Raw genomic sequence first — 26,064 nt, 5'->3', positions numbered from 1 at the left:
TAAATTTTTAACCGCACTTTTTATCTTAAAACAAATATGAAGATACAAAATACGTTCAAAGCAAATGTTATTTGGGGCAGTTTAGGTTTTAGCTTAGCGATTATTGCAGCCCTTTTATTTGATACGCAGCAAACGATATCTTATCTTGCTGCGGCGAAAGCATTTATTTTCTCTCAATTTAGCTGGTTTTATATTTTACTGAGTGCATTTTTTCTATTTTTTTTACTCTTCTTGGCATTAGGACGATATGGCGATATTAAACTCGGGAGTGATGAGGAAGAACCAGAGTTTAAATTAGGCTCTTGGATTGCATTACTCTTTACCTCTGGAATTGGTATTGGCATTGTTTTTCTTGGTGTCGCTGAACCGCTTTCACACTTTCTTTCACCAATAGGTGAATATGAGAAAGTTAAAACGGCATTATTTTTTAGTATTTTTCATTGGAGCATCAGTGCTTGGGCTATTTATGGATTGATCGCACTTACGATTGCTTACTTCGGATTTCGCTATAAATTGCCATTTTCTTTACGTTCTTGTTTTTATCCCTTACTGAAAGAAAAGATTAATGGAAGAGTCGGGGATATCATTGATATTCTCGGAATTTGCACTACCTTATTTGGCGTGGTCGCAACTTTAGGTTACAGTGCAATTCGATTAGCTGCAGCGTTCCATTCCATGCATTTATTGGATAACTCACCGTATTTGGTTCCCCTTATTTTGGTGAGTGTTTTTATCATTGCTATTTTAATTTCACTGCAGGGCATAGCTAACGGATTCCGTATTCTTAGTGAGCTTAATCTAGGCGTCACATTTCTCTTTATGCTACTGGTTTTGTTATTCGGTCCGACAATATATTTAATTTCTGCGTTTACAGAAAATATTGGTACCTACTTAAGCGGTTTAATTAGAGTCGGCTTCAAGGCTTATGCCTATGATGTAGAACATCTAGACTGGTTTATGGATTGGACCGTTTTTTACTGGGCATGGTGGTTTTCATGGGCTCCAGGGTTTGGAATTTTTATCGCACGGATTTCTCGCGGACGAACTTTACGGGAGTTTATTTTCGGCGTATTGATGGTGCCAAGTTTATTCTTTGTTTTATGGTTCACAGTATTTGGAAATGGGGCCATTTGGGTCAATGAACATCTTGCTAAGGGGGCATTAGGTCAAGCTGTAAATAATGTGGGGTCACTCCTTTTTGATTTTCTGAGTTATTTACCCTATTCCGGCTTAACTAAAACTTTAGCTTTATTTATTATCACACTCTTTTTTATCGTCACCATTAACTTTGGTATTTATACGCTTAATAATATCGCGATTGAAGACAAAAGCCAGATTTCACCTCGTTGGCAATCTATGTTCTGGGGAGGGCTATTGTCAGTAGTTACGTTTGTGCTTTATCTTTTTGGTGGTATTGAAATACTCCAATCAACGATGTTGTTTTTTTCTTTACCTTTTGCTCTATTGATGTCTGTGATGGCATGGAGTTTGTTGAAGGGCTTACGATTTGAACGTCAATATTATTCCACAGAGGTTTCAGATTTGTGGACAGGTGCAAACTGGCGTAGCCGTTTAAGACAGTTAGTGATTGAACCTAAGCGAGATGATGCCATTTTACATTTAAAAACAACGGCGCTTTTGGCAATGAGAGAGTTGCGCCAGCTACTCATTGGTACCTATGGTTTAAATGTGACCTTACAGAAACATTTTGGTCGTGATAATAATCAACTGGTTCTTTCTATTGAAAATGGATTAGCAGAAGATTTTTTTTACCAAATTACCTTGTTCGAGAAGCCTGAGCCTGAAACTGCACAAGTTCATCATGCATTAATGGTTTCAACCAATATTCACTTGGAAGGTTATCCTTTGAGTATTACAAATGAAGAGGATTTGATCGTGGACATCTTGCAATGTTATGAGCGATACATGAAAGAACTGGATTTTGTTATTTCATAATTTCTGTCACATAAGCTTAATATGGTGGATGAGCGTTAATGTCTGATGAATAAACAGAACTGGCTGAATAAGAAGACGAAAGTGCGGTTGAAAATCCTCTAATTTTTTTGACCGCACTTTTAAAATTACCTCTTGAGACAAATGCATAAAAAGAGTATATTCAAGCCCAAATTTTCAATTTAATTCTAACGGAGTTTTTCTATGTTTGGTTTATCCCCAGCACAAATGATTATTTTATTAGTCGTGATTTTATTAGTATTCGGTACAAAAAAATTACGCAATGCGGGCTCTGATCTTGGCGCAGCAGTAAAAGGCTTTAAAAAAGCGATGTCTGATGACGAGCCGAAAAAAGATGCGGAATTTACTCAAATTAAAGACGGTACAACAACCGCTGAAAAAACTGAAACTGTAAAAGATAAAGAACAGGCATAACCGTGTTTGATATTGGTTTTTCCGAACTTGTTTTATTGATGCTTGTGGGCTTAGTAGTACTAGGCCCTAAGCGTTTACCTGTGGCTATTCGCACGGTAATGGGCTGGGTGAAAACAATCCGTGGGTTGGCAGCTAATGTTCAAAATGAATTAAAACAAGAGCTTAAATTGCAAGAATTGCAAGATAGCATTAAGAAAGCGGAACAACTTAATCTAAAACAGCTTTCCCCAGACTTAAGTAAAACCGTTGAAGAGCTGAAAGAACAGGCTCAAAAAATGCGTGCGGAGCTAGAAGAAAAAGCAGCTGCAGCGGGCACAACGGTAGAAGAGCAAATTAAAGAAATTAAAAGTGCGGCTGAAAATTCGGCTGATTCTGCTGAAAAACTCGTGGTGAATTCACAAGAAACTACAGAAAAATCGGCTGAAACAGCATCGGCAGAGCATGTAGAGAATGAACTTGCTGAAGTTTCAGAACCTGAAAAAACAGAAGTAGATTTGACCGCACTTGAAGCCCATGAACAAGCTGAATTAACCGAGCGTTTATCTGATTACTATTCGCCGGATGATGTGGAACTGCAACCAGCACCTAAATCTGAAGCTAAGTCCTAGAGAATAATTATGAGCAATACGACGGACGATTCCCAACCGTTAATTACCCATCTTGTTGAACTCAGAAACCGCTTATTACGTTGTGTAATTTGTATTTTAGTGGTTTTTGTGGCGTTGGTTTATTTTTCTAATGATATTTATCATTTTGTTGCCGCACCTTTAACAGCGGTGATGCCAAAAGGTGCAACGATGATTGCAACCAATATCCAAACACCTTTCTTTACGCCAATTAAATTAACCGCGATTGTCTCGGTGTTTATTTCTGTACCTTATTTGCTTTATCAAATTTGGGCGTTTGTTGCGCCGGCACTGTATCAACATGAAAAACGTTTAATTTATCCGTTATTGTTTTCCAGTACAGTTTTATTCTATTGCGGTGTAGCGTTTGCTTATTATGTTGTTTTCCCTTTCGTGTTTAGTTTCTTTACGCAAACTGCACCAGAAGGGGTCGCTATCGCAACAGATATCAGCAGTTACCTTGATTTTGCGCTAGCATTATTCTTGGCTTTCGGTGTGTGCTTTGAAGTACCCGTTGCTATTATTTTGCTTTGCTGGACAGGTGTCACAACCACAAAAGCATTGGCGGCAAAACGCCCTTATATTATTGTGGGAGCGTTCTTTGTTGGCATGATCTTAACGCCACCAGACGTGTTCTCTCAAACTTTACTTGCTGTACCAATGTGTCTTCTCTTTGAATTAGGCTTGTTAGTTGCACGTTTCTATCAACCGAAAGAGGATGAAGAAGAGGCAGCTGATGAAGAAAGTGCGGTAGAAAATCAAGGTGATTTGAATCACAAAGATTAAGAAAATGGGCGTAGGTGATACGCCCTTTTAACATCATAAAAACAGGAAATATTATTATGACTCAACAAATTTTAGGCGGTTTTCCAACCCGTCGTCTTCGTCGCTTACGTAAACATGATTTTAGCCGCCGTTTAGTGGCAGAAAATACCTTAACAGCGAATGATTTAATTTATCCGGTATTTATTATTGAAGGTGAAAATCATCGTGAACCAGTGCCTTCTATGCCTAAAGTTGAGCGTTTAACCATCGATCAATTATTAATTGAAGCAGGCCTTTTAGTAAAATATGGTGTGCCAGTGATCGCATTATTCCCTGTAGTTGAGCAAGATAAAAAATCTTTAATGGCAGATGAAGCGTTTAACCCAAATGGTTTGGTACAGCGTGCCGTAAAAGCATTGAAAGCTGCGTATCCAGAATTAGGCGTATTAACTGATGTGGCACTTGATCCTTATACTATCCATGGACAAGATGGCATCATTGATGAAGAAGGCTATGTCTTAAACGATATCACGACAGATATTCTGATCAAACAGGCACTTTCCCATGCTGAAGCGGGTGCAGATGTTGTGGCACCGAGTGATATGATGGATGGTCGTATTGGCCGTATTCGTCAGGCATTGGAAGAGAATGGCCATATCAATACACAAATTATGGCGTACTCAGCGAAATATGCGTCTAATTACTATGGTCCATTCCGTGATGCAGTTGGTTCTGCGGGTAATCTGAAAGGTGGGGATAAGAAAACTTACCAACTTGATCCGGCAAATGGCAATGAGGGCTTGCAAGAAGTCGCACTTGATTTACAAGAAGGCGCGGATATGGTGATGGTGAAACCAGGTATGCCATATTTAGACATGGTATATCGTGTGAAAGACTATTTCGGCGTGCCAACCTTTGCTTATCAAGTTTCTGGTGAATATGCGATGCATATGGCAGCCATTCAAAATGGTTGGCTGAAAGAAAAAGAATGCATTATGGAATCATTGCTTTGCTTTAAGCGTGCGGGTGCGGATGGTATTTTGACGTATTTTGCGAAGCAAGTCGCTGAATGGCTTTACTTAGAAGGTAAAAATAAATAAGCACTTTTTAACTTGAAGTGCTAATCTAGGTGCTGATTTTAGAACTCATCTAATAAAAACGAGAAAATATTAAATTTTTTCTCGTTTTTTATTTTTTCTTCATTTTTTCTATAAAAAAACTATTGCCTAGTTGATTTTTCTATTGTTATATTGATGACACGCCGCAACAAGACGGTGATAAATAAAATAACATTACACACATCATATTAACTCACTACTAGAAGGAAAATCCTATGTCAGCAGTAGCATCATTAGACGCATTTCTTGAAAAAGTGGCTCAACGTGACGGCCACCAACCTGAATTTTTACAAGCCGTTCGTGAAGTCTTCACGTCAATCTGGTCTTTCTTGGAAGCAAACCCTAAATACCGTTCAGAAGCTTTATTAGAGCGTTTAGTTGAGCCAGAGCGCGCAATCCAATTCCGTGTGGCATGGACTGATGATAAAGGTCAAGTTCAAGTAAACCGTGCTTTCCGTGTGCAATTCAACAGTGCAATTGGTCCTTTTAAAGGGGGTATGCGTTTTCATCCATCCGTTAACTTATCAATCTTAAAATTCTTAGGTTTTGAACAGATCTTTAAAAATGCCTTAACCACATTGCCAATGGGCGGTGCGAAAGGCGGCTCAGATTTTGATCCTAAAGGCAAATCAGATGCTGAAGTGATGCGTTTCTGCCAAGCGTTAATGGCTGAATTGTATCGTCATGTTGGCCCAGATACCGATGTGCCCGCCGGTGATATTGGTGTAGGTGGTCGTGAAGTAGGCTATCTTGCAGGCTATATGAAAAAATTATCAAACCAAGCTGCTTGTGTCTTTACTGGTCGTGGTCTTTCATTCGGTGGGAGCTTAATTCGCCCAGAAGCAACAGGGTATGGATTGGTTTATTTTGCCCAAGCAATGCTTGCAGAGAAAGGGGATAGTTTCCAAGGTAAAACGGTTTTAGTGTCCGGTTCGGGTAACGTGGCGCAATATGCGATTGAAAAAGCGATGGCGCTAGGTGCGAAAGTTGTAACCTGTTCTGACTCTGCAGGTTACGTGTATTTACCAGAAGGATTCGATCGTGAAAAATTAGAAGCGTTATTAGAGCTTAAAAATGTAAAACGTGGTCGAGTAGAAGAGTTTGCAAAACAATTTGGTCTTCAATATTTTGCAGGTAAACGCCCTTGGGAAGTGAAAGCAGATATTGCACTTCCTTGCGCAACCCAAAATGAATTAGAGATCTCTGATGCAAAAGCCTTAATTGCAAATGGTGTGAAATTAGTCGCTGAGGGGGCAAACATGCCAACTACTATCGAAGCGACAGAAGCATTCTTAGAGGCTGGTGTATTATTTGGCCCAGGTAAAGCGGCTAATGCAGGTGGTGTTGCGACATCAGGTTTAGAAATGGCGCAAAGTTCACAACGTTTATACTGGACTGCTGAAGAGGTGGACAGACAGCTTCATCGCATCATGTTAGATATTCATGCAAACTGTAAAAAATACGGTTCAGCAGAAGGCCAAGCAAACATTAACTATGTAGTGGGCGCAAACGTAGCTGGCTTTGTAAAAGTAGCCGATGCAATGTTGGCACAAGGGGTTTATTAATCCAATAAATTAGTGAAAACTTGACCGCACTTTGTGATGAAGTGCGGTCATTTTTTATGGCGAATTGTTCAGTTGAAATAGGCGATCGGCTTGCTTTTTTGCTCAAAAAGTGTAAAATCTTCAGGCTTTTTGTCTATATATACAGAGAAAAAAGTAAGCTATATTCTTAAATCACTTTCGAGTTTGAGAATATTCTTTTAGTAATTAAACATTTAGAGGAAGGTTATGGTAACCATTCGTTTATCTCGTGGCGGAGCTAAAAAACGCCCATTTTATCAAATCGTAGTAGCTGACAGTCGTTCACCACGTGACGGTCGTTTCATTGAGCGTGTAGGTTTCTTCAACCCAATCGCACAAGGTAACGCAGAGCGTCTTCGTGTTGATCTTGAGCGTGTAAACCACTGGGTTGCTCAAGGTGCATCACTTTCAGATCGTGTTGCAACTTTGGTAAAAGAAGCCCAAAAAGCATAATCTCGCTTTTTGATTTAGTTCTTAAACTAAGATAGGTGAAAAATATGGAACAACAACGCATTGAAGTTGTGGGCAAATTAGGCTCAACCTACGGTATTCGTGGGTGGTTACGTATTTATTCATCAACAGAACAAGCTGAAAGCATTTTTGATTACCAACCTTGGTTTTTAAAAATCAAAGGTGAATGGCAGCCAACGGAATTAGAAAACTGGCGTCATCATAATCACGAAATCATCGTTAAATTAAAAGGCGTTGATGATCGTGAAGCCGCACAAACTTTAGCGAATGTTGAAATTGGTGTGGATTTATCTGTTTTCCCTGAACTGGAAGAGGGCGATTATTACTGGCACGATTTAATCGGTTGTTCAGTCGTCAACCTAGAAGGTTATACAATGGGAACGGTAACAGAGATGATGGAAACCGGTTCTAATGATGTGTTAGTGGTGAAAGCCAATACCAAAGATGCTTTTGGAAAACAAGAGCGGTTAATTCCGTTTTTGTATGAACAAGTAGTTAAAAGAGTCGATCTCACCACGAAAACAATTGAAGTGGATTGGGACGCTGGTTTCTAATCTCAAGTATGCACAAACGTAATGTAGTAGGCTTTTTATGTGGATAGGGGTGATATCATTATTCCCCGAAATGTTTAAAGCGATTACGGAATTTGGGGTTACAGGTAGAGCCGTAAAACACAATCTTCTGCAAGTGGAATGTTGGAATCCAAGAGATTTTACATTCGATAAGCATAAAACTGTGGATGACCGCCCTTATGGTGGTGGTCCAGGAATGCTGATGATGGTGCAACCTTTACGGGATGCGATTCATGCTGCGAAAGCAGCGGCAGGAGAAGGCGCAAAGGTGATTTACCTTTCGCCACAAGGACGTAAACTCGATCAAGGCGGCGTAACCGAGCTTGCTCAAAATCAAAAATTGATTTTGGTATGTGGACGTTACGAAGGTATTGATGAGCGATTGATTCAAACTGAAATCGATGAAGAATGGTCAATCGGCGATTACGTTCTGACCGGTGGGGAATTGCCGGCAATGACATTAATTGATGCTGTTGCGCGTTTTATTCCCGGTGTATTAGGCAAACAAGCCTCCGCAGAAGAAGATTCTTTTGCTGATGGTTTATTAGATTGCCCGCATTACACCAGACCGGAAGTGTTAGAAGGATTAACTGTACCACTCGTGCTGATGTCGGGACATCACGAAGAAATTCGGAAATGGCGATTAAAACAATCGCTACAAAGAACGTGGCTCCGACGCCCTGAGCTCTTAGAAGGCCTAGCTCTGACTGACGAACAACGTAAGCTGTTAAAAGAGGCGCAAGCCGAGCATAACAGTTAGTTTCAGTTACATCTAGGATCAATAAAGGATCAAACAATGTCTAACATTATCAAACAACTTGAACAAGAACAATTAAAACAAAACGTACCTAGCTTCCGCCCAGGTGATACTTTAGAAGTTAAAGTATGGGTAGTTGAAGGTAGCAAACGTCGTTTGCAAGCATTCGAAGGCGTGGTTATTGCAATTCGTAACCGTGGTTTGCACTCAGCATTCACTTTACGTAAAATTTCTAACGGTGTAGGTGTTGAGCGTGTATTCCAAACTCACTCACCAGTTGTAGATTCAATCACGGTTAAACGTAAAGGTGCAGTACGTAAAGCTAAACTTTACTACTTACGTGAACGTTCAGGTAAATCAGCTCGTATTAAAGAGCGTTTGGGCGAATAATTCGCAAAATAAAAAAGGCTTGGTTTTCCAAGCCTTTTTTGTTTTTAAGTGCGGTCAGAATTAAGACCGCTTCATAATTTCAAAAAACTCATCGTTAGTTTTCGCCACCATAAGTTTGTCGATGAGGAATTCCATCGCTTCCACTTCACCCATTGGGTTAAGGATTTTGCGAAGAATCCACATTTTTTGTAATTCATCTGGTGTGGTAAGTAAGTCTTCTTTACGCGTACCAGAACGGTTGAAGTCAATTGCTGGGAACACACGTTTTTCTGCAATTTTACGAGAAAGATGTAATTCCATGTTACCGGTACCTTTAAATTCTTCGAAGATAACCTCATCCATTTTTGAACCGGTATCCACAAGCGCAGTTGCAATAATGGTTAAGCTACCGCCTTCTTCTACGTTACGCGCCGCACCAAAGAAACGTTTTGGACGATGTAAAGCATTAGCATCCACACCACCAGAAAGAATTTTACCGGATGCTGGTGTAACGGTATTGTAAGCACGCGCTAAACGAGTAATAGAGTCGAGTAAAATCACCACATCTTTTTTATGCTCAACAGAACGTTTGGCTTTCTCGATAACCATTTCTGCCACTTGAACGTGACGGGTTGCAGGTTCATCAAAGGTAGAAGCAATCACTTCACCTTTTACTGAACGTTGCATTTCCGTTACTTCTTCTGGACGCTCATCGATTAAAAGCACGATAAGTTCACATTCCGGATAATTGTGCGTGATACTTTGTGCAATGTTTTGTAGCAACATGGTTTTACCGGCTTTTGGTGGAGCCACGATAAGACCACGTTGGCCTTTACCAATCGGAGACGCTAAATCCAAAATACGCGCAGTTAAATCTTCGGTTGAGCCATTACCACGTTCCATTCTTAAGCGAGAGTTTGCGTGTAATGGGGTTAAGTTTTCAAAAAGGATTTTGCTACGAGAGACTTCAGGTTTGTCATCGTTGACTTGGTCGACTTTTAAAAGTGCAAAATAACGTTCGCCTTCTTTTGGTGGACGGATTTTGCCTTCGATTTTATCACCAGTTTGAAGATTGAAACGACGAATTTGACTTGGGGAAACGTAGATGTCATCAGGACCAGCAAGGTAGGAACTGTCTGCGGAGCGTAAGAAGCCGAAACCATCGGGTAAAATCTCCAATACGCCGCCGCCAAAAATGTCTTCACCGCTCTTGGCGTGCTGTTTCAAAATAGCAAAAACAATGTCTTGTTTACGTAAACGGGCAAGATTTTCCAAACCCATTTGTTCTTCGCCAAGTTTCACAAGATCAGAAACAGGCGTGTTTTTAAGTTCTGTAAGATGCATAATTAATAATGTTGGAATTAATAAGAGTTGATAATACTGAATTGTTTGAATGGTGGGCAATGCCCTTAAGAATGCTGCGTAAATTACCACTAAAATGCAGTACTGTCTAGTTTTTGTTAGAAAAAACAGGGTAAAATAGCAGACGATGTAGAGATTATTATTGCATGTTGATTAATTATGCGTAATAATTGAATAATTAATCATTTTTATAATCGAGATAAGGATAACTTATGGCTCTCTGGGGTGGTCGTTTTACACAAGCGGCAGACAAACGTTTTAAAGATTTTAATGATAGCCTGCGTTTTGATTATCGCTTGGCAGAGCAAGATATTGAAGGCTCAATTGGTTGGTCCAAAGCTTTAGTGAATGTTGGTGTATTAAGTGCTGAAGAGCAACAACAGCTAGAGGTTGCCTTAAATGAATTATTAATCGAAGTGCGGTCAAATCCACAAGCAATTTTGCAAGATGATGCAGAAGATATTCATAGCTGGGTGGAAAGTAAGCTTATTGATAAAGTGGGTAATTTGGGCAAAAAATTACACACGGGTCGTAGCCGTAATGACCAAGTTGCACTTGATATTAAAATGTGGTGCAAACAGCGTGTAGTCGAGTTGCAAGAGTCAGTTCGTAATCTTCAACGCCATTTGGTACAAACTGCTGAAAATACGCAAGATGCGGTGATGCCGGGTTATACCCATTTACAACGTGCACAACCAATCACTTTTGCCCATTGGTGTATGGCTTATGTAGAAATGTTTGAGCGTGATTATTCACGTCTCGCTGATGCTTATAAACGCATGAATAGCTGCCCATTAGGTAGTGGTGCACTTGCGGGGACAGCCTATGCAGTCGATCGTGAACAATTAGCCTCAGATTTAGGTTTTGCTTTTGCGACGCGTAATAGTTTGGATAGCGTCTCTGATCGTGACCATATTGTGGAATTACTCTCAACGGCATCTTTAAGTATGGCGCATCTTTCTCGCTTTGCAGAAGATATGATTATTTTCAACAGTGGTGAAGCGAATTTTGTCGAATTGTCAGATCGTGTAACTTCAGGTTCCTCTTTAATGCCACAAAAGAAAAATCCAGATGCTTGTGAATTGATTCGTGGTAAAGCGGGCCGTGTAATGGGCGCATTAACCGGTATGTTGATGACCTTAAAAGGTTTACCGTTAGCGTATAACAAAGATATGCAAGAAGACAAAGAAGGGATCTTTGATGCGTTAGATACCTGGCAAGATTGCGTAGATATGGCGACTTTCGTGTTAGATGAGTTAAAAGTGAATATCGACCGTACACGTGAAGCCGCTTTAAAAGGCTACTCAAATGCAACAGAGTTAGCGGATTACCTTGTGGCAAAAGGTGTGCCATTCCGTGATTCTCACCATATTGTCGGTGAAACCGTGGTTTATGCCATTGAAAAAGGCAAAGCCTTGGAAGACTTAACCATTCCTGAATTCCGTCAATTTAGTGATGTGGTAGGGGATGATGTATATGACATTCTTTCACTACAATCTTGTTTAGATAAACGTTGTGCGAAAGGTGGGGTTTCACCACTTCGTGTAGCAGAAGCGATTGCAGAAGCAAAAGCGAGATTAGCTTAATTAGCGCAAATAAAAAGAGCGGTCAAAAAATATTGTGCTTTTTGACCGCTCTTTAGTTTTATTGTGGAAGTGGATCCATTAATTCAAGGATTTTATCGGTAGGCTCTTTTATATCGAAACTCGATCCCATTAATAATGAAAAAGTCTCGTCATTTCGTTTGCAAGCAGCATGAGAAATTAGCTTACCTTTCTTATTACGCAAATCGATAGTAACTTGACTGATGCTCGTCTTATCTACTGCTCTTTCTTTTATTATCGTCCACAACTGATTATTTTCTGTTGGTGGAAGAAAAAGCGTCGCTTCTGTGGCATAAGCTTGTAAGTAAGCATTATCTATCGTTTGATCAGCCACATTCACATCGTTTTTCATGTAAGTGAATGTTTTAAGATTATTTAGCGCGACCCAAAGTTTTTCCCCTTTGGTGCTTTCACATTTTACAACATCAATGACGCTATCACCGAGATTCATGGCATTCTCATTTGCGAACGAACATAGTGGAACGGCAGCCCAAAATACCCAAAGATATTTTTTCATTAAATTAATCTCTAAAGTTATTAAACTGGAATGGTTGGCCTAATTCCGCGCCTTTCACTAATTGAATAACAGCTTGTAAATCATCACGGGATTTACCGGTTACGCGTACTTGTTCACCTTGAATTTGAGTTTGAACTTTGATTTTTGAATCTTTCACTAATTTAGTGATTTTCTTCGCCATCTCTGTTTCAATCCCTTGTTTTAATTTGATTTCTTTGGTGTAAAGTTTACCGTGATGTTCACTTTCTGTTGGAATATCCAATGAGCTATGCTCAATGCCACGTTTTACAAACGCACCAATTAAGATTTCAATTAATTGTTCTAATTGGAAATCTGATTCGGTCGTCACTTTCACGGTTTCGCTTTTTTCATTTAATTCAATGACCGCTTCCACGCCACGAAAATCATAACGTGTACTTAATACGCGGTTTGCATTTTCAACCGCATTACGCACTTCGTGCATAGTAATTTCAGATACGATGTCAAAAGATGGCATAAATTTTCTCCCAAAATCAATTAAATTCGATCATTTGCACTTAAAAGACATAAAAGTGCGGTTAAGTCAGCAAAGTTTACCACAATTTGTGCTTGTTGTTGCACCTTTGGTTTCGCATGAAATGCCACGCCTAATCCGGCGACCTTCATCATAGCCAAATCATTAGCGCCATCACCAATAGCAAGGGTGTTTTTGCGTGGAATACCGTATTCCTCAGCGAGTTTTTGCAAGGTATTCGCTTTGTATTGTGCATCGACTACGCTACCTTTTACATTTCCAGTCAGCGTACCATCAATAATTTCAAATTGATTGGAAGCCGCAAAGTCAAGATTTAATAAACTTTTTAAGTAATCGGCGAAATAGGTAAAGCCACCAGAGGCAATGGCGGTTTTCCAACCATGTTGTTGTAATGTCTTAATGGTTTCAATTAAGCCTGGCATTAACGGTAATTTTTCACGTACCTGTTGCAAAATGCTTTCTGGCGCGCCTTTAAGCGTACCCACACGGCGACGCAAACTTTGTTCAAAATCGAGCTCGCCACGCATGGCGCTTTCAGTAATGGCAGAAACTAATTCACCCGTGCCAGCCAGTTTAGCGATCTCATCGATACATTCAATTTGAATGGCGGTAGAATCCATATCCATCACCAATAAACCTTTTTCTGATAATTTTGCATCAAAATCCAGTTTGGCGATGTCTAATTGCAGGTCGTGAGCATGGGCAATAAAATCGGATAGCCATTCGCCTTTTAAAAGGACAATGGTATTTTTTTCAACGTTCCATGCATCAAAACACAGAAAAGTTTGACCGCACTTTTGTTGGAATTCGAGTAATTTGGCTAAATTCAGCGTTGTACCGTATAAAATAAACGCATGCGATTCATCGGAGTGAGGCAAATCAGACGAAAGTGCGGTGGGGAATTGGGGATATTTTTGGGTAATGCTTGCAAGGTTTTGAATTTGCATAGAAAATCCTGTAAATTGTGAATACTCGTCTATTCTAGCCGATCTTGGCGAAAAAATGGAAAAACAACGTGCAATTAATTAAAGAAAAACTTCAAAAATCACTGATGTTTGGACTCATCGTTCTGCTTTGCATTGGTGCTATGGCGGTGATTTTATTTGGTGTGAAACAATTTAAGATTGGTTCACAGCTTTCAAGTGTGAATCAAGTGGCGAATTTATCGCATACTTTGGTTCGTCAGCAAGCCAATTTATTTTCGGTTTTATTAACTAATAATGCGAAATCCGATCAGCTCGTCGAAAATTTGGATAATTTAGTTAAAGAAAACTTTGTGCTCGATGCGACCATTTATGATTATAACGGCAAAGAATTGGCACAAAGTACCAATACCGGCAATCTTCGTGAACAACTTGGCCTAGAACATAAAAATGAAGGTGAATTTTCAACACAACAAATTGTTGAGCCCATTTATTCCGCCTCGAATAATGCCGTTCGTGGCTTTTTGCGTGTAACATTTGACGCGCAATATGCTCAAACGACGCAGAGCAAAATTAATCAAGTCTTCCACCGCTTATATGGTGAAATTGTCGTGGTTTTTTTATTAGGTGCTTTATTCGCCAGTTCCATTCATTATTTTTTAAGTCATTATCGTCGAACATATCGAAAACCAGTAGAAACTAAAACGGTGGTAAATTTACAAGGTAAATCGAGTAGCCAGCGTTTCCATCAACGTCGTCGAAGAATTTGATCAAGTTAAATAAAATTGCAAATATTGGTTAAGCCAATCAGTAAATAGGGTAGAATACTTAGAATTATTTAGATAGGAGAAAAACATGGCAACTCGTAGACAACTCGCCAACGCAATTCGTGCGCTATCAATGGATGCAGTACAAAAAGCGAAATCAGGCCACCCAGGTGCACCGATGGGAATGGCGGATATCGCTGAAGTATTATGGCGCGATTTCTTAAAACATAACCCAAACAATCCTAAATGGGCCGATCGCGACCGTTTTGTACTTTCTAATGGCCACGGTTCAATGTTGATCTATAGCTTATTACATTTAACAGGTTATGATCTTTCTATCGAAGATTTAAAACAATTCCGTCAATTACATTCTAAAACCCCTGGACATCCAGAATATGGTTATGCACCAGGTGTTGAAACCACAACTGGTCCGTTAGGCCAAGGTATCACTAATGCCGTGGGTATGGCGATTGCGGAGAAAACATTAGCAGGTCAATTTAACCGTGAAGGTCATGAAATCGTAGACCACCACACTTATGTGTTCTTAGGTGATGGCTGTTTAATGGAAGGGATTTCTCACGAAGCTTGCTCTTTAGCAGGCACATTAGGTCTTGGTAAATTAATCGCATTCTACGATGACAACAACATTTCGATTGATGGTCATGTAGATGGCTGGTTCAGTGATGATACAGCTGCTCGTTTTGAAGCTTATGGCTGGCAAGTAATCCGTAATGTGGACGGCCACGATGCAGAACAAATTCGTGCCGCAACCATTCTTGCTCAAGCTGAAAAAGAAAAACCAACGTTAATTATTTGTAAAACCATCATCGGTTTTGGTTCACCAAATAAATCAGGCTCTCATGATTGCCACGGTGCACCATTAGGTGATGAGGAAATCGCATTAACCCGTAAAGCACTTGGCTGGGAATATGGTCCATTTGAAATTCCAGATGAGTACTATGCTGAATGGTCAGCGAAAGAAAAAGGTGCTGTAGCTGAAAAATCTTGGGAAGAAAAATTTGCCGCTTATGCAAAAGCATATCCGGAACTTGCGGCAGAATTTACACGTCGTGTAAACGGTGAATTACCAGCAAATTGGGCGGCAGAATCTAAAGCGTTTATTGAAAAATTACAAGCTAACCCTGCAAGCATTGCAAGCCGTAAAGCATCACAAAATGCAATCGAAGCTTATGCACATGTGTTACCTGAATTCTTAGGCGGATCAGCAGACTTAGCAAGCTCTAACTTAACGTTATGGAGTGGGTCTAAACCAATTCGTGCACACGAAAACGTAGGTGGTAACTACCTTAACTATGGTGTGCGTGAGTTCGGTATGTCAGCGATCATGAATGGTATTGCTTTACACGGCGGTTTCATTCCTTATGGCGCAACCTTCTTAATGTTCTATGAATATGCTCACAATGCAGTGCGTATGGCGGCATTAATGAAACAACGCTCACTCTTTGTTTATACGCACGACTCGATTGGTTTAGGCGAAGATGGACCAACTCACCAACCAGTTGAGCAAACCACATCATTACGCTTAATTCCAAATCTTGAAACATGGCGTCCATGTGACCAAGTGGAATCAGCTATCGCATGGCAACAAGCGGTTGAACGTCAAGATGGTCCAAGTGCGTTGATCTTTACTCGTCAAAACTTAGCCCAAATGGACCGCACTTTTGCACAATTAGATGCAGTTAAGCGTGGTGCTTATGTGTTAAAAGACTGTGAGGGTACACCAGAGTTAATCTTCATTGCGACAGGTTCTGAAGTAGAATTAGCGATGAAAGCAGCAGATGTATTGAGTGCTGAAGGTAAAAAAGTACGTGTAGTTTCTATGCCAAGTACTAATCGTTTCGATAAACAAGATGCAGCGTACCGTGAAAGCGTATTACCTGCAGCTGTAACCAAACGTGTTGCGATTGAAGCAGGTATTGCAGACTTCTGGTATAAATACGTTGGCTTTGAAGGTCGCGTGGTAGGTATGAATAGCTTCGGTGAATCAGCACCAGCAGATCAATTATTCAAACTCTTTGGTTTCACCGTGGATAACGTGGTGGCAAAAGCAAAAGAGATTTTATAATTATTAAAATAGATAAGGGCAGGTAATGACCTGCCTTTCTTTTTTAAGAAAGTGCGGTCAAAAAATAAGAAAATTTTTGACCGCACTTTGTTTTTATCTGCTTTCACCTTGTTATCTAAGCCTTTTTTCGTCAATCCATTGAGTTCGCTTTTTAAGTTTGTTAAAATTTGCAGTACTTTTTGCAATAAGAATAAAACGTAAAAAGTGAGTTCGGAAGAAGGTAGCTGGAGAGTAGGGAATTGCCCCTACGCCGACGAGGTAAAATCTTTCAGGCGCAATCGCAAGGTTGCAGGGACTGTTACTGGACGAACCCTTGGAGAGATCCATTGCATTTTATTGATGTAAATGGACGCCGAAGGCGCAAAAGAGCGGTCGATTTTTCGATTGTTTTCCAAACGCTCAGGCAAAAGGACAGGGGCAAAAGACAATCGGTATTATCAAAATATTTCTATCGGGATTCTTCTTGTCTCCTTGTCGAGTTTATTTGTATTTTAAACGACGAGGAATCATCAATGTCATTACAGACAACCTTATCTGCTATTAGCAGCTTTGTATGGGGACCGCCCCTACTCATTCTATTGTCCGGAACCGGACTTTATCTCACCCTTCGTTTAGGCTTCTTACAAATTCGTTATTTGCCTCGTGCATTGAGCTATTTATTTGCTCGTGGTGCGAATAAAGGCAAGGGGGATGTATCTTCTTTTGCGGCACTTTGTACGGCATTAGCGGCAACTATTGGTACAGGGAATATCGTGGGTGTAGCCACTGCGGTGCAAGCAGGTGGACCAGGTGCGATTTTTTGGATGTGGTTGGTTGCATTATTAGGCATGGCAACTAAATATGCTGAATGCTTACTGGCCGTGAAATATCGTGTTCGAGATAAATACGGTTTTATGGCCGGTGGACCAATGTATTACATTGAGCGTGGTCTTGGTATTAAATGGTTAGCTAAATTATTTGCGCTCTTTGGGGTATTAGTGGCCTTTTTCGGTATTGGTACCTTCCCTCAAATAAATGCCATTACGCATGCGATGCAAGACACATTCAATGTACCCGTTATTATTACGGCAACAGTGGTGACCGTATTGGTCGCTATGATTATTCTCGGTGGTGTAAGACGTATTGCGACAGCTTCTTCAGTGATTGTGCCTTTTATGGCAATCGGCTATGTGGCGACCTCAATTATCATCTTAATCGTTAATTACGACAAATTGCCTGCTGCAATTGCATTAATTATTCAGAGTGCGTTTAACCCACAAGCGGCTTTAGGCGGTGCAGTTGGTTTTACCGTGATGAAAGCGATTCAATCGGGTGTTGCACGTGGTATTTTTTCAAATGAATCAGGTTTAGGAAGTGCGCCTATTGCTGCTGCTGCAGCGCAAACGAAAGAGCCCGTTCGCCAAGGTTTAATTTCGATGACAGGGACATTTTTAGATACCATCATCGTATGTACGATGACTGGCTTAGTTCTTGTGATTACGGGAGCATGGAGTAATCCTGAGCTTTCTGGTGCAAGTGTTACCAACTACGCTTTTGCACAGGGCTTAGGCACATCAATCGGTGCAACTATTGTAACCGTTGGTTTATTATTTTTTGCTTTCACCACAATTTTAGGCTGGTGTTACTACGGTGAACGCTGTTTCCTTTACCTAGTTGGTATCCGTGGTATTAAATTTTATCGCTTCGTGTTTATTGTTCTAGTTGGAGCGGGTTCATTCCTAACCTTAGATTTAATCTGGATCTTAGCGGATATCGTGAATGGTTTAATGGCCTTCCCGAACTTAGTTGCATTAATTGGTTTACGCAAAGAGATTATTTCAGAAACCAAAGATTACTTTGAGCGTTTAAAAGCGACGCAACATGATCAAGATGAATTAGCCTAATTCATCTCATAAAAAGAAAAGGGAAGCAGAGCGCTTCCCTTTGTTGTTTACAGCTTTACATCATAACAAGTTTGCATAGAAAGAAAATCATATTTTTTCAGAAATTAGATCCCGATCATATTTTTGAACATTTGTTTTTTTATTTGACTAAAAGCACTTGAAAAAGTGGTTCAAGGTCGATATGTTGTTATTAAAGATGAACGGAACCGAAGGGTTCATTTAAGCAAAAGAGGTAAATGCTATGACACTCAATATCACAAGTAAACAAATGGAAATCACCCCTGCAATTCGTGAACATGTGGAGGGAAGACTTGCAAAATTAGAGAAATGGCACACTCAACTGATTAGCCCGCACTTTGTTTTAAGTAAAGTACCAAACGGCTTTTCTGTAGAGGCTTCAATTGGAACTCCATTAGGTAATCTGTTAGCCAGTGCAACAGCAGAGGATATGTATAAAGCGATCAATGAAGTTGAAGAAAAATTAGAACGCCAATTAAACAAACTTCAACATAAAGGTGAATCTCGTCGAGCAGACGAACGTTTGAAAGATTCTTTTGAAAAATAAAGAATAGTGAGTGAATAAAAGGGCGAACATGATGTTCGCCCTTTCTTATTAAGAGAATAATGAGTTAAAAACGAATTTCAACAGATGCTGCGAAATTACGCCCAGGCGCATAAAAACGTTCTAAACCTTTTCCTTCTTTATCTATAGAGTCAGTAGTGCTTATTTTGTTAATACCACGTAAAGTATCCCAAGTGTGATATTTACGATTAAATAAGTTATAAAGCCCTGCTCGTAGTGTGATATTTTTATTCACTTTATAGAAACCATATAGATCGAATAAAACGGCTGAATTATTGAGATAAGGGTAAGTTTTTACTTCTCTAACAAAGTTAGTTGAGTATTGTACTATTTGGGCATCTTTAGCTTTCTTCGCACCAAGATAGCTAGCTTTGACGTTAACTCCCCAGAGATCATTTGGATCTTCATAGCCGATACCTAAAATCACTTTAATTGGCTGAATAGAAAGTAAGCTTGCTTCAGTGCCACTCAATTTCCCTTTGGCATAACCGAGATTAGCTAAGAATTTCCAACCTTGTGGAATGGCCGAAGAAACTTGTTCCAAGTTAACTTTGCTGGTGAATTCCACACCTGAAATTCTAGCACGATCAATGTTTACTGCTTGTTGTGCAATAGTTGTGTAATAAGGTAACTGCCCATATCCAGCACTATATGGATCGTAGAATTGATTCCGCTTTTTATAGGTTGATTCCTGTTCATAGAGGAAGTTTTTATAACGAGTATGATATAGATTTAGACCGAATGAACCTAATTGGTGTTCTGCTTGAAGATGAATAGATTGATTAAGCGCTTGTTCAGCTTCTAAATCAGGATTCGCTAGCCAGTTACCCGCTGCATGGTTATAAGTAAAATACATCTCTGAGGCTGTTGGAATACGGAAACCAGTAGAAATGTTATAACCAATTTTCCAAATATCATTAAGTTGAGCATCTAATCCTAATGAACCACTGACACTTTGGAATGTATTTGATGGGGGAGTGCTACTACAAGCACGACAAGTTGCATTTAAATCTTGTGGCACCAATTCATCCCAATCATAACGAATACCAAGTTGGCTAGAAAAAATGTCATTCCAAGTTACGTTATCTTGTAACTGAGCGAAGAATGAACGTGTTCTTACCGGATGTTGAATGGATTCGCTATCTTTTGCACTAGATCCATCAGCATTTATATTTAGATATTCATGATTATTGCGGTTATCAAAATCTTTTTGTGAAATACCGGTTTTTATAGTGAATTGATGGCTACCAAAACGACTTTCCCACGGCTGAAAATCAGCGCGTAATGATCCACGCATAAATCGAGTATTCATGTGTGTATCTTGGATTTCATATAAACGTTTTTCCGATGGTTTGCTAAAATCAGCATTATAACTATGCCCACCTTTGTAGTTATTTGAACCAACATCCGTTTTTTGCCAATCAAAGTCAGTTTTCACATAACTTAACCAACGATTATTTTCCGGAAAATATTCATAGGCAACGTTAGCATTATAACGTTTACCAATATCTTCAGATTCGCGCCAGATGCCTGATAGTTGGTAAGATTTTTCATCAACAAAATTATTTGCGTTTTGTCCATTAAATGATGCGCTTATGCGATGCGATGGCGTGATGAAATAGCCAATTTTCGCTAAATAACTATGATTTTTATGATGGGATGGGTCGGGAATACCTCGAGCATTACCAAAAATGTCTTCACCGTTGCCACGGCTTTTCATTTCATGTCCGTGACGATGAGAATAGAGTAAGGTTGCATCAAATTTGTCATCTCTATAAGCTACACCTAAGGTGTGTGTCCATTCTCGATTTTTACTCGCGTAACCATTTTTAAGCAATACGCCCCATTTTTGACCTGGTAGAATAATATCCTCAGCACCAAGAGTGCGATAGTTTACTGAACCACCTAATGATCCACTTCCTGCATTGAAAGAGTCTGAACCTCGCATAATGTCAATGCCTTGCACTAATTCAGGGTCAATACTTAATCGTGAGCTATTGAAGTTACCATAGCGAGCATAAAGTGAGTTTTCTTCAGATTCAGGTAAATTAACACCATCAACACTAATACCAACGCGGTTACCTTCTACGCCTCGCATTGCAAAACCTTTGTTACGACGACCATTATCGCTGATGCCAACATCAGTTGCATAACGCACTAAGTCATAATTATCAGCCACTAACTCTTCTTGAATGACTTTACGAGTTTTTTTAATTTGACTTGCTTTGATTTCAGTATCGGTTACCGTGATGGTATCTAGTGTTGTTTGTTCTTCTGCATAAGCTTGTAAAGCTACGGCTACACAGATTGCACCTAAAGAAAGAGGAAATTTAAGAGCCATATTTTCACCTAAAATTCGATTGATATATAAACTTTGGAGTAAATTTTACAAAAGTTAAAGAATTTTGACAATGCTATTGCAAATTATTTTCATTTTCTGTAAATTGTGCGCATCTATTTATCAAACATGAACAATAAGGATTCTCCTATGAGTAAAATTAAACTATCAATCATTGCTCTTTCTTGCGCTATGGCTTTAAGTGCTTGTTCTTCTAGCTCGAAAGGTGGTACGGATAATACTGATCAAATTCGCCAATTAGAAAGTGAATTGAATCAGAAAATTGCTGAAGCAACTCAAAAAGCTGAAGCAGCAGCAAAAGGTTCAAACTCAGGCAGTTCAAGCAGTTCAAGTAATTCAGGCAGTTCAAGCAGTTCAAGTAATTCAGGCAGTTCAAGCAGTTCAAGTAATTCAGGTAGCTCAAGTAATTCAAGTGGAACAAAAGGATCATATACATACACATCATCTCCAGACTTAGAAACGAAATTAAAAGAGCTTGAAAAATTGTTAGCGGATGAAAAAGCGCGAGTTTCATTAGGTGATAAAATTTTTGGTGGTAGTAGTGGTAATATGACGGATGCGATTTCTGGTGGCGTTTTAATTGACGGACAAAATGTTGCCTCTCGTCCACAAACTCGTGATATTCGTGATTTAACTATTATTGATGACAAAGGTAAGCTAGTGGATATCAATATCCTAAGAAGAGCGGGCGATATGGATCCATGGACTTATGAAGCATACGATGATCAGTATAATCTTCGTAAAGAAGGCCAAGCAATTTTAAGCAATAGTAATTTTAAATCTAGTGCATTTGGTGTCTATTATTACGCATTAACAGGCAATAGATATTTCTTTGCACAAGGTTTACCAACTGCAGTAACGCAAATTCCAACTGCTGGTCAAGTGGAATATAAAGGTGGCGCTGTTTACAAGAAAGATGGTGCAGAAAATTATAGTGAGCTAAGCGAAATGACTGCAACAGCTGATTTTGATAAAAAAGTGATTGATATCAATATTGCAGGAAAAACGAATGCCTTACCAGGAATGAACTTTGGTGGTAAGATTACAGGCAACAGTTTTGCTGGAGATGCTAATGGAATTAAAACGCAAGGTGGTTTCTTTGGTGAAAAAGCACAAGAAATGACCGGCCTCTTTGTTAACGAAGCGGATCAAGCTCGCGGTTCATTTGGTGGGATTAAGCAATAATATCTAGTAATCAATAGTAAAAAGGCGAACATGATGCTCGCCTTTTTATTAGATATCTTGAACCACAAGTTGTAATGCGTGGCGTTGGAATTGTTGTGCTTTACGGTGTTTAAAACGTCTTAGACGTAAATTACGTGAGGCTGAAATATCTCTTGATGCTTTTTTCTTTAAAAAGGTTTTTCGTTTTAACATCTTTTTCTCCTTGTTTTCTTTTCATTCAATCAAAATTCTATTTTTTCTGACCGCACTTATTCTGTTGCAGTTGCTTGGTTTTCTTGAACACGATGATAATTCACAATACTGTTCATGTAACGGCGAATATTCTCGACATATTGGTAGGCTTCATAACCTCGAGCATAGCCATATTTTAAGTTCGAATAATGGCGTTTTTCCGATAATAATAGCAGATTATTTTTCACATCTAGCCAGTTATCAGGATTGCCCCCTAATTTTTTGGTTAAGCGACGTGCATCTAAAATATGCCCTAATCCCATATTGTATGCAGCTAAAGAATACCAAATTCGATCTTCTTCTGGAATACTGTCAGGCATTTGGTCGAGTAGCCAATGCAAATACTCCGATCCCGCTTTTATACTTTGTTCGGCATCCGTGCGATTGTTAATATTCATACGTGCAGCCGTATCTTTGGTTAACATCATCATCCCACGCACACCGGTTGGAGAGGTCGCATAAGGGTCCCAATGCGATTCTTGATAGGCTACAGCGGCTAATAATCGCCAGTCTAAATTCCCTTTATATTTTTCAAAGAGCGGTTGATATTGAGGGAGAATTTTTTCAACCGCCTCTAAATAAGCCTGAGTATCTACATAGTCAAAGGCAGTAATATGGCGGAAATATTTTTCCTCAATACGATCAATTAATCCTGTTTCAATGGCATTATTCATAAAGTCCAACAAGCCTGCTTGCAGTTCATTATAGGATTTATTGGAAAGATACCAATGCACGGTCATTTCATCCGTTAGGTCAAATGCAATGGCTAAATTAGGGCGAATTTGTTGCGCTGCTGCCACATCAATACTATTTGCAATTGTATAAGGAATTTTGCCTTCCGCTACTTGAATTAATAATTCCTCTTGGGTTAACTGCTTGTTATTCTGCCATTTAAGTGCAGGAAGTTTTTTCTGTGCAAGGGATAATAATTTTTCTAAGTCTTCCCCCGCAGAAATAATAATTTCTTGCTGGACTTGCGCTAAATCTTTCGGGCGATTTTCACCTTTTTTATACACAAGCTGCCAAGAGGCAGAAGTATAAGAGGGCCCTAACTGAAATTTTTCTGCACGTTGAGGCTGGAACAAAAGATTTGCAGCAGCAATATCAATATTGTTATTCTCTAATTCGTTAAAAAGTTGATCGTGATTTTCTAAGGTTTTAATTTGTAAGCGAACCCCTAAGTAATCAGCAAAGTTTTTTGCTAATTCGTATTCCAAGCCAGATTCGCCCTCATTCCCAATAAAATAGTAAATGGGATTGTTAATGGTGCCGACAATAAGGCTGCCGCGATTTTTGATCTCAGTGTAAGGGTTTTGCTCCGATTGCATAATTTTTTGCCAAGGGAACACCATATCCACTGCCCAAAGTAATAATGCAAAGGCAGCAATAATACGTAAAAATAGACCTTTCAATAGATAAACCTTGTAAATTGAGATAAGAGACGATTGTAACGAGAATTAAGACAATAAAAAAGCCCCTTTTACTTCAAGGGGCTGTTAAATAAGGATTAACGTTGACGATCTCGGCGACCACGTTCATTAAAAGTGCGGTCGTTTTTATCGTTAAATTTACGCTGACGACGCTCACCATTACGTTCACCACGGAAGCGATCTTGTCCTCGCTCTCCACGGTCATTACGGCGACCATCGCGACGGCCTTTTCCACCAAAATCGTTACCACTACGTCCGCTGTCTGATTGTACCGCACCCATAAAGCTCATTTGCATTTGTTTATTTAAAACGCGAGTTTTACCGAATTGTTGAAGCAATTCTTTTGGCATGCCTTGTGGTAATTCAACGGTAGAGTAGTCATCATAAAGTTTGATATGGCCAATGTAACGGCTGTTAATATCACCTTCATTGGCGATAGCGCCTACGATATGACGCACTTCTACACCATCCGCACGACCTACTTCGATACGATATAAATCCATCGGTTGTGGGGTGCCATAGCCTTTACGTTCACCACGACGTTCAGCTGAACGTGGGTTTTCACGACGATCACCGCGATCATTACGGTCACGACGACGCTTATCCATTGGTGGATCCGGTGGAAGGATGAGTTTTTGTTTTCCTTGAAGCAACATCAACATCGCCGCAGCAATATCTTCTTGATCCTGATCTGCCGTGAATAAATCTTCCAATAGGCTACGATACATTTCAAGATCATGATGTTCCAATTGTTTGGTAATCTTGTCTTGGAATTTTTTACGACGACAGGCTTGCAACACTTCATGATTTGGTAATTCAACTTCATTGATTGGTTTTTTCATCAAGTGTTCGATATTACGGAGTAAACGGCGTTCACGTGGTTCAACGAATAATAATGCACGACCAGAACGACCTGCACGACCGGTACGGCCGATACGGTGAACGTAAGACTCTGCATCAAGTGGGATGTCATAGTTCACTACAAGACTGATTCTTTCAATATCGATACCGCGCGCAGCAACATCGGTTGCAACCACAATATCAAGGCTACCATTACGTAAGCGATCTAAGGTTTGCTCACGTAATTGCTGAGTCATATCACCGTTTAATGCCGCAGCACGGAAACCGTGTTTTTCTAATAATTCAGTCACATCAAGTGTGCCTGTTTTAGTGCGAGTAAAAATGATTGCCGCATCAAAATCTTCTACTTCTAAGAAACGTAATAATGCATCATTTTTACGGAAACCTTGAACATACCAACAATTTTGCTCAATATCAGGCGCATTATCGTTATTTACTTTGATTTTTACTTCTTGCGGGTTGTTCATGAAGCGTTTTGTGATACGACGAATTGGCTCAGGCATGGTGGCTGAGAAAAGCGCAGTTTGGTGCTCTTCAGGTAATTCAGCCATAACGGTTTCTACATCATCAATAAAGCCCATGCGAAGCATTTCATCTGCTTCATCAAGTACGATAGCTTTTAACTCAGATAGATCTAATGTGTTACGACGGATGTGATCCAAAATACGACCTGGTGTACCCACAACAACTTGTGCGCCTTGTTTTAATGCACGTAATTGGATGTCATAACGTTGACCTCCATAAAGGGTCACGATGTTGATGCCTTTGGCATATTTCATAAAGTGTTCACAAGCATCAGCAACTTGAATGGCAAGTTCACGCGTTGGTGCCATCACCAATAATTGTGGATGTTTTGCGGCAGGATCAATTTTTGCCAAAATAGGTAAAGAGAATGCGGCAGTTTTACCACTACCGGTTTGCGCCATGCCAAGTACATCTCTGCCTTCTAGAAGAGCAGGAATACAAGCTTGTTGGATTGGCGAAGGTGTTTCAAAACCAAGGTCAGAAACGGCTTTTAGAATGAATTCAGGCAAGCCTAAATCATTAAAAGTGATTTTGTCTGTCATTAAAATGCTCGAATATAAGTAAGGAAAGCTCAATTTTGCTTTC

Annotated in this window: 24 protein-coding genes and 1 riboswitch; of the genes, 16 read left to right on the top strand and 8 right to left on the bottom strand. The window is 39.7% G+C overall.

Annotated features, from left to right (window positions below):
• The first annotated feature begins 36 nt into the window (after nucleotides 1-36).
• The 10 genes from PARA_RS01060 to rplS all read left to right on the top strand — a co-directional run bounded on the left by PARA_RS01060 (nucleotide 37) and on the right by rplS (nucleotide 8,670).
• The gene (locus PARA_RS01060) at nucleotides 37-1,956 is read left to right on the top strand and encodes a BCCT family transporter (RefSeq protein WP_014064148.1); all 1,920 of its coding nucleotides are present in this window, start codon (nucleotides 37-39) and stop codon (nucleotides 1,954-1,956) included.
• A gap of 201 nt (nucleotides 1,957-2,157) precedes the next feature.
• Nucleotides 2,158-2,388, top strand: a complete 231-nt coding sequence (tatA, locus tag PARA_RS01055; protein WP_005695386.1) for a twin-arginine translocase TatA/TatE family subunit — start codon at nucleotides 2,158-2,160, stop codon at nucleotides 2,386-2,388.
• Between the two features lie 2 nt (nucleotides 2,389-2,390).
• Complete coding sequence (gene tatB / locus PARA_RS01050; protein ID WP_014064146.1) at nucleotides 2,391-2,996, top strand: Sec-independent protein translocase protein TatB; 606 nt, start codon at nucleotides 2,391-2,393, stop codon at nucleotides 2,994-2,996.
• 9 nt (nucleotides 2,997-3,005) lie between these two features.
• Nucleotides 3,006-3,800: a twin-arginine translocase subunit TatC gene (tatC, locus tag PARA_RS01045; RefSeq protein ID WP_014064145.1), complete on the top strand. Its 795-nt coding sequence runs from the start codon at nucleotides 3,006-3,008 to the stop codon at nucleotides 3,798-3,800.
• Between the two features lie 56 nt (nucleotides 3,801-3,856).
• Nucleotides 3,857-4,879, top strand: a complete 1,023-nt coding sequence (gene hemB, locus PARA_RS01040; RefSeq protein ID WP_014064144.1) for a porphobilinogen synthase — start codon at nucleotides 3,857-3,859, stop codon at nucleotides 4,877-4,879.
• Between the two features lie 233 nt (nucleotides 4,880-5,112).
• Nucleotides 5,113-6,462, top strand: coding sequence for an NADP-specific glutamate dehydrogenase (gene gdhA, locus PARA_RS01035; protein ID WP_014064143.1), 1,350 nt, complete (start codon nucleotides 5,113-5,115; stop codon nucleotides 6,460-6,462).
• A 225-nt stretch (nucleotides 6,463-6,687) separates the two neighbouring features.
• Nucleotides 6,688-6,933, top strand: coding sequence for a 30S ribosomal protein S16 (gene rpsP / locus PARA_RS01030; protein WP_005697005.1), 246 nt, complete (start codon nucleotides 6,688-6,690; stop codon nucleotides 6,931-6,933).
• Between the two features lie 44 nt (nucleotides 6,934-6,977).
• Entirely contained in the window at nucleotides 6,978-7,505 is a 528-nt protein-coding gene (gene rimM / locus PARA_RS01025) for a ribosome maturation factor RimM (protein ID WP_005697003.1), read from the top strand.
• 37 nt (nucleotides 7,506-7,542) lie between these two features.
• Nucleotides 7,543-8,283: a tRNA (guanosine(37)-N1)-methyltransferase TrmD gene (gene trmD, locus PARA_RS01020; RefSeq protein ID WP_014064142.1), complete on the top strand. Its 741-nt coding sequence runs from the start codon at nucleotides 7,543-7,545 to the stop codon at nucleotides 8,281-8,283.
• Nucleotides 8,284-8,319: 36 nt separating this feature from the next.
• Nucleotides 8,320-8,670 carry a 50S ribosomal protein L19 gene (gene rplS, locus PARA_RS01015; RefSeq protein ID WP_014064141.1) on the top strand — a complete coding sequence of 117 codons (351 nt, stop codon included), beginning with the start codon at nucleotides 8,320-8,322 and terminating at the stop codon, nucleotides 8,668-8,670.
• A 60-nt stretch (nucleotides 8,671-8,730) separates the two neighbouring features.
• Here the strand turns inward: rplS and rho are convergent, their stop codons facing one another.
• Nucleotides 8,731-9,993: a transcription termination factor Rho gene (gene rho, locus PARA_RS01010; protein WP_014064140.1), complete on the bottom strand. Its 1,263-nt coding sequence runs from the start codon at nucleotides 9,991-9,993 to the stop codon at nucleotides 8,731-8,733.
• 230 nt (nucleotides 9,994-10,223) lie between these two features.
• Between rho and argH the strand changes: the two genes are divergently transcribed.
• Nucleotides 10,224-11,597 carry an argininosuccinate lyase gene (gene argH, locus PARA_RS01005; protein ID WP_014064139.1) on the top strand — a complete coding sequence of 458 codons (1,374 nt, stop codon included), beginning with the start codon at nucleotides 10,224-10,226 and terminating at the stop codon, nucleotides 11,595-11,597.
• Between the two features lie 58 nt (nucleotides 11,598-11,655).
• On the opposite strand, the gene PARA_RS01000 is transcribed toward argH, so the two are convergent.
• From PARA_RS01000 to serB, 3 genes are all read right to left on the bottom strand, one after another.
• Nucleotides 11,656-12,066, bottom strand: coding sequence for a hypothetical protein (locus PARA_RS01000; RefSeq protein ID WP_014064138.1), 411 nt, complete (start codon nucleotides 12,064-12,066; stop codon nucleotides 11,656-11,658).
• A gap of 70 nt (nucleotides 12,067-12,136) precedes the next feature.
• Complete coding sequence (locus tag PARA_RS00995; RefSeq protein WP_005695407.1) at nucleotides 12,137-12,628, bottom strand: YajQ family cyclic di-GMP-binding protein; 492 nt, start codon at nucleotides 12,626-12,628, stop codon at nucleotides 12,137-12,139.
• Nucleotides 12,629-12,648: 20 nt separating this feature from the next.
• Nucleotides 12,649-13,593 (bottom strand): phosphoserine phosphatase, encoded by a 945-nt coding sequence (serB, locus tag PARA_RS00990; protein WP_014064137.1) that lies wholly within the window; start codon nucleotides 13,591-13,593, stop codon nucleotides 12,649-12,651.
• Between the two features lie 68 nt (nucleotides 13,594-13,661).
• Here serB and PARA_RS00985 point away from each other — a divergent pair, with 68 nt between their 5' ends.
• The 4 genes from PARA_RS00985 to raiA all read left to right on the top strand — a co-directional run bounded on the left by PARA_RS00985 (nucleotide 13,662) and on the right by raiA (nucleotide 18,870).
• On the top strand, nucleotides 13,662-14,339 hold the full coding sequence (locus PARA_RS00985) for a YtjB family periplasmic protein (RefSeq protein WP_041918191.1): 678 nt from the start codon (nucleotides 13,662-13,664) through the stop codon (nucleotides 14,337-14,339).
• Between the two features lie 85 nt (nucleotides 14,340-14,424).
• A complete protein-coding gene (gene tkt / locus PARA_RS00980) occupies nucleotides 14,425-16,422 on the top strand; it encodes a transketolase (RefSeq protein WP_014064135.1) in 1,998 nt (665 codons plus the stop codon).
• Nucleotides 16,423-16,725: 303 nt separating this feature from the next.
• A riboswitch (glycine riboswitch) is annotated at nucleotides 16,726-16,847 on the top strand.
• A gap of 87 nt (nucleotides 16,848-16,934) precedes the next feature.
• Entirely contained in the window at nucleotides 16,935-18,305 is a 1,371-nt protein-coding gene (locus PARA_RS00975; protein ID WP_014064134.1) for an alanine/glycine:cation symporter family protein, read from the top strand.
• A 241-nt stretch (nucleotides 18,306-18,546) separates the two neighbouring features.
• Nucleotides 18,547-18,870 carry a ribosome-associated translation inhibitor RaiA gene (gene raiA / locus PARA_RS00970; RefSeq protein WP_014064133.1) on the top strand — a complete coding sequence of 108 codons (324 nt, stop codon included), beginning with the start codon at nucleotides 18,547-18,549 and terminating at the stop codon, nucleotides 18,868-18,870.
• A 64-nt stretch (nucleotides 18,871-18,934) separates the two neighbouring features.
• Here the strand turns inward: raiA and PARA_RS00965 are convergent, their stop codons facing one another.
• Nucleotides 18,935-21,229 (bottom strand): TonB-dependent hemoglobin/transferrin/lactoferrin family receptor, encoded by a 2,295-nt coding sequence (locus tag PARA_RS00965; protein WP_014064132.1) that lies wholly within the window; start codon nucleotides 21,227-21,229, stop codon nucleotides 18,935-18,937.
• 147 nt (nucleotides 21,230-21,376) lie between these two features.
• Here PARA_RS00965 and PARA_RS00960 point away from each other — a divergent pair, with 147 nt between their 5' ends.
• Nucleotides 21,377-22,432 (top strand): transferrin-binding protein-like solute binding protein, encoded by a 1,056-nt coding sequence (locus PARA_RS00960; RefSeq protein ID WP_014064131.1) that lies wholly within the window; start codon nucleotides 21,377-21,379, stop codon nucleotides 22,430-22,432.
• Nucleotides 22,433-22,480: 48 nt separating this feature from the next.
• Here PARA_RS00960 and PARA_RS10375 read toward each other — a convergent pair whose 3' ends face one another.
• From PARA_RS10375 to PARA_RS00950, 3 genes are all read right to left on the bottom strand, one after another.
• Nucleotides 22,481-22,624: a hypothetical protein gene (locus PARA_RS10375; RefSeq protein WP_014064130.1), complete on the bottom strand. Its 144-nt coding sequence runs from the start codon at nucleotides 22,622-22,624 to the stop codon at nucleotides 22,481-22,483.
• 56 nt (nucleotides 22,625-22,680) lie between these two features.
• On the bottom strand, nucleotides 22,681-24,075 hold the full coding sequence (gene mltF / locus PARA_RS00955; protein WP_014064129.1) for a membrane-bound lytic murein transglycosylase MltF: 1,395 nt from the start codon (nucleotides 24,073-24,075) through the stop codon (nucleotides 22,681-22,683).
• Nucleotides 24,076-24,170: 95 nt separating this feature from the next.
• Nucleotides 24,171-26,021 carry a DEAD/DEAH box helicase gene (locus PARA_RS00950; RefSeq protein WP_014064128.1) on the bottom strand — a complete coding sequence of 617 codons (1,851 nt, stop codon included), beginning with the start codon at nucleotides 26,019-26,021 and terminating at the stop codon, nucleotides 24,171-24,173.
• Nucleotides 26,022-26,064 lie beyond the last annotated feature (43 nt).

The organism is Haemophilus parainfluenzae T3T1, from assembly GCF_000210895.1.
Taxonomy (GTDB): Bacteria; Pseudomonadota; Gammaproteobacteria; order Enterobacterales; family Pasteurellaceae; genus Haemophilus_D; species Haemophilus_D parainfluenzae_A.
The sequence above is the reverse complement of the archived record's forward strand: the minus strand, read 5'-3'. Positions and strand labels throughout refer to the sequence as shown.

Excerpts from the sequence above, each read along its gene's own strand:
- tatC (WP_014064145.1), top strand. The coding sequence starts at position 3,006 with ATGAGCAATACGACGGACGATTCCCAACCGTTAATTACCCATCTTGTT.
- argH (WP_014064139.1), top strand. The coding sequence starts at position 10,224 with ATGGCTCTCTGGGGTGGTCGTTTTACACAAGCGGCAGACAAACGTTTT.
- PARA_RS00995 (WP_005695407.1), bottom strand. The coding sequence starts at position 12,628 with ATGCCATCTTTTGACATCGTATCTGAAATTACTATGCACGAAGTGCGT.
- hemB (WP_014064144.1), top strand. The coding sequence starts at position 3,857 with ATGACTCAACAAATTTTAGGCGGTTTTCCAACCCGTCGTCTTCGTCGC.
- PARA_RS00965 (WP_014064132.1), bottom strand. The coding sequence starts at position 21,229 with ATGGCTCTTAAATTTCCTCTTTCTTTAGGTGCAATCTGTGTAGCCGTA.
- tkt (WP_014064135.1), top strand. The coding sequence starts at position 14,425 with ATGGCAACTCGTAGACAACTCGCCAACGCAATTCGTGCGCTATCAATG.
- PARA_RS10375 (WP_014064130.1), bottom strand. The coding sequence starts at position 22,624 with ATGTTAAAACGAAAAACCTTTTTAAAGAAAAAAGCATCAAGAGATATT.
- rpsP (WP_005697005.1), top strand. The coding sequence starts at position 6,688 with ATGGTAACCATTCGTTTATCTCGTGGCGGAGCTAAAAAACGCCCATTT.
- rplS (WP_014064141.1), top strand. The coding sequence starts at position 8,320 with ATGTCTAACATTATCAAACAACTTGAACAAGAACAATTAAAACAAAAC.
- PARA_RS01000 (WP_014064138.1), bottom strand. The coding sequence starts at position 12,066 with ATGAATCTCGGTGATAGCGTCATTGATGTTGTAAAATGTGAAAGCACC.
- PARA_RS01060 (WP_014064148.1), top strand. The coding sequence starts at position 37 with ATGAAGATACAAAATACGTTCAAAGCAAATGTTATTTGGGGCAGTTTA.
- gdhA (WP_014064143.1), top strand. The coding sequence starts at position 5,113 with ATGTCAGCAGTAGCATCATTAGACGCATTTCTTGAAAAAGTGGCTCAA.
- PARA_RS00975 (WP_014064134.1), top strand. The coding sequence starts at position 16,935 with ATGTCATTACAGACAACCTTATCTGCTATTAGCAGCTTTGTATGGGGA.
- PARA_RS00960 (WP_014064131.1), top strand. The coding sequence starts at position 21,377 with ATGAGTAAAATTAAACTATCAATCATTGCTCTTTCTTGCGCTATGGCT.
- trmD (WP_014064142.1), top strand. The coding sequence starts at position 7,543 with ATGTGGATAGGGGTGATATCATTATTCCCCGAAATGTTTAAAGCGATT.
- raiA (WP_014064133.1), top strand. The coding sequence starts at position 18,547 with ATGACACTCAATATCACAAGTAAACAAATGGAAATCACCCCTGCAATT.
- serB (WP_014064137.1), bottom strand. The coding sequence starts at position 13,593 with ATGCAAATTCAAAACCTTGCAAGCATTACCCAAAAATATCCCCAATTC.
- PARA_RS00950 (WP_014064128.1), bottom strand. The coding sequence starts at position 26,021 with ATGACAGACAAAATCACTTTTAATGATTTAGGCTTGCCTGAATTCATT.
- rimM (WP_005697003.1), top strand. The coding sequence starts at position 6,978 with ATGGAACAACAACGCATTGAAGTTGTGGGCAAATTAGGCTCAACCTAC.
- tatA (WP_005695386.1), top strand. The coding sequence starts at position 2,158 with ATGTTTGGTTTATCCCCAGCACAAATGATTATTTTATTAGTCGTGATT.
- rho (WP_014064140.1), bottom strand. The coding sequence starts at position 9,993 with ATGCATCTTACAGAACTTAAAAACACGCCTGTTTCTGATCTTGTGAAA.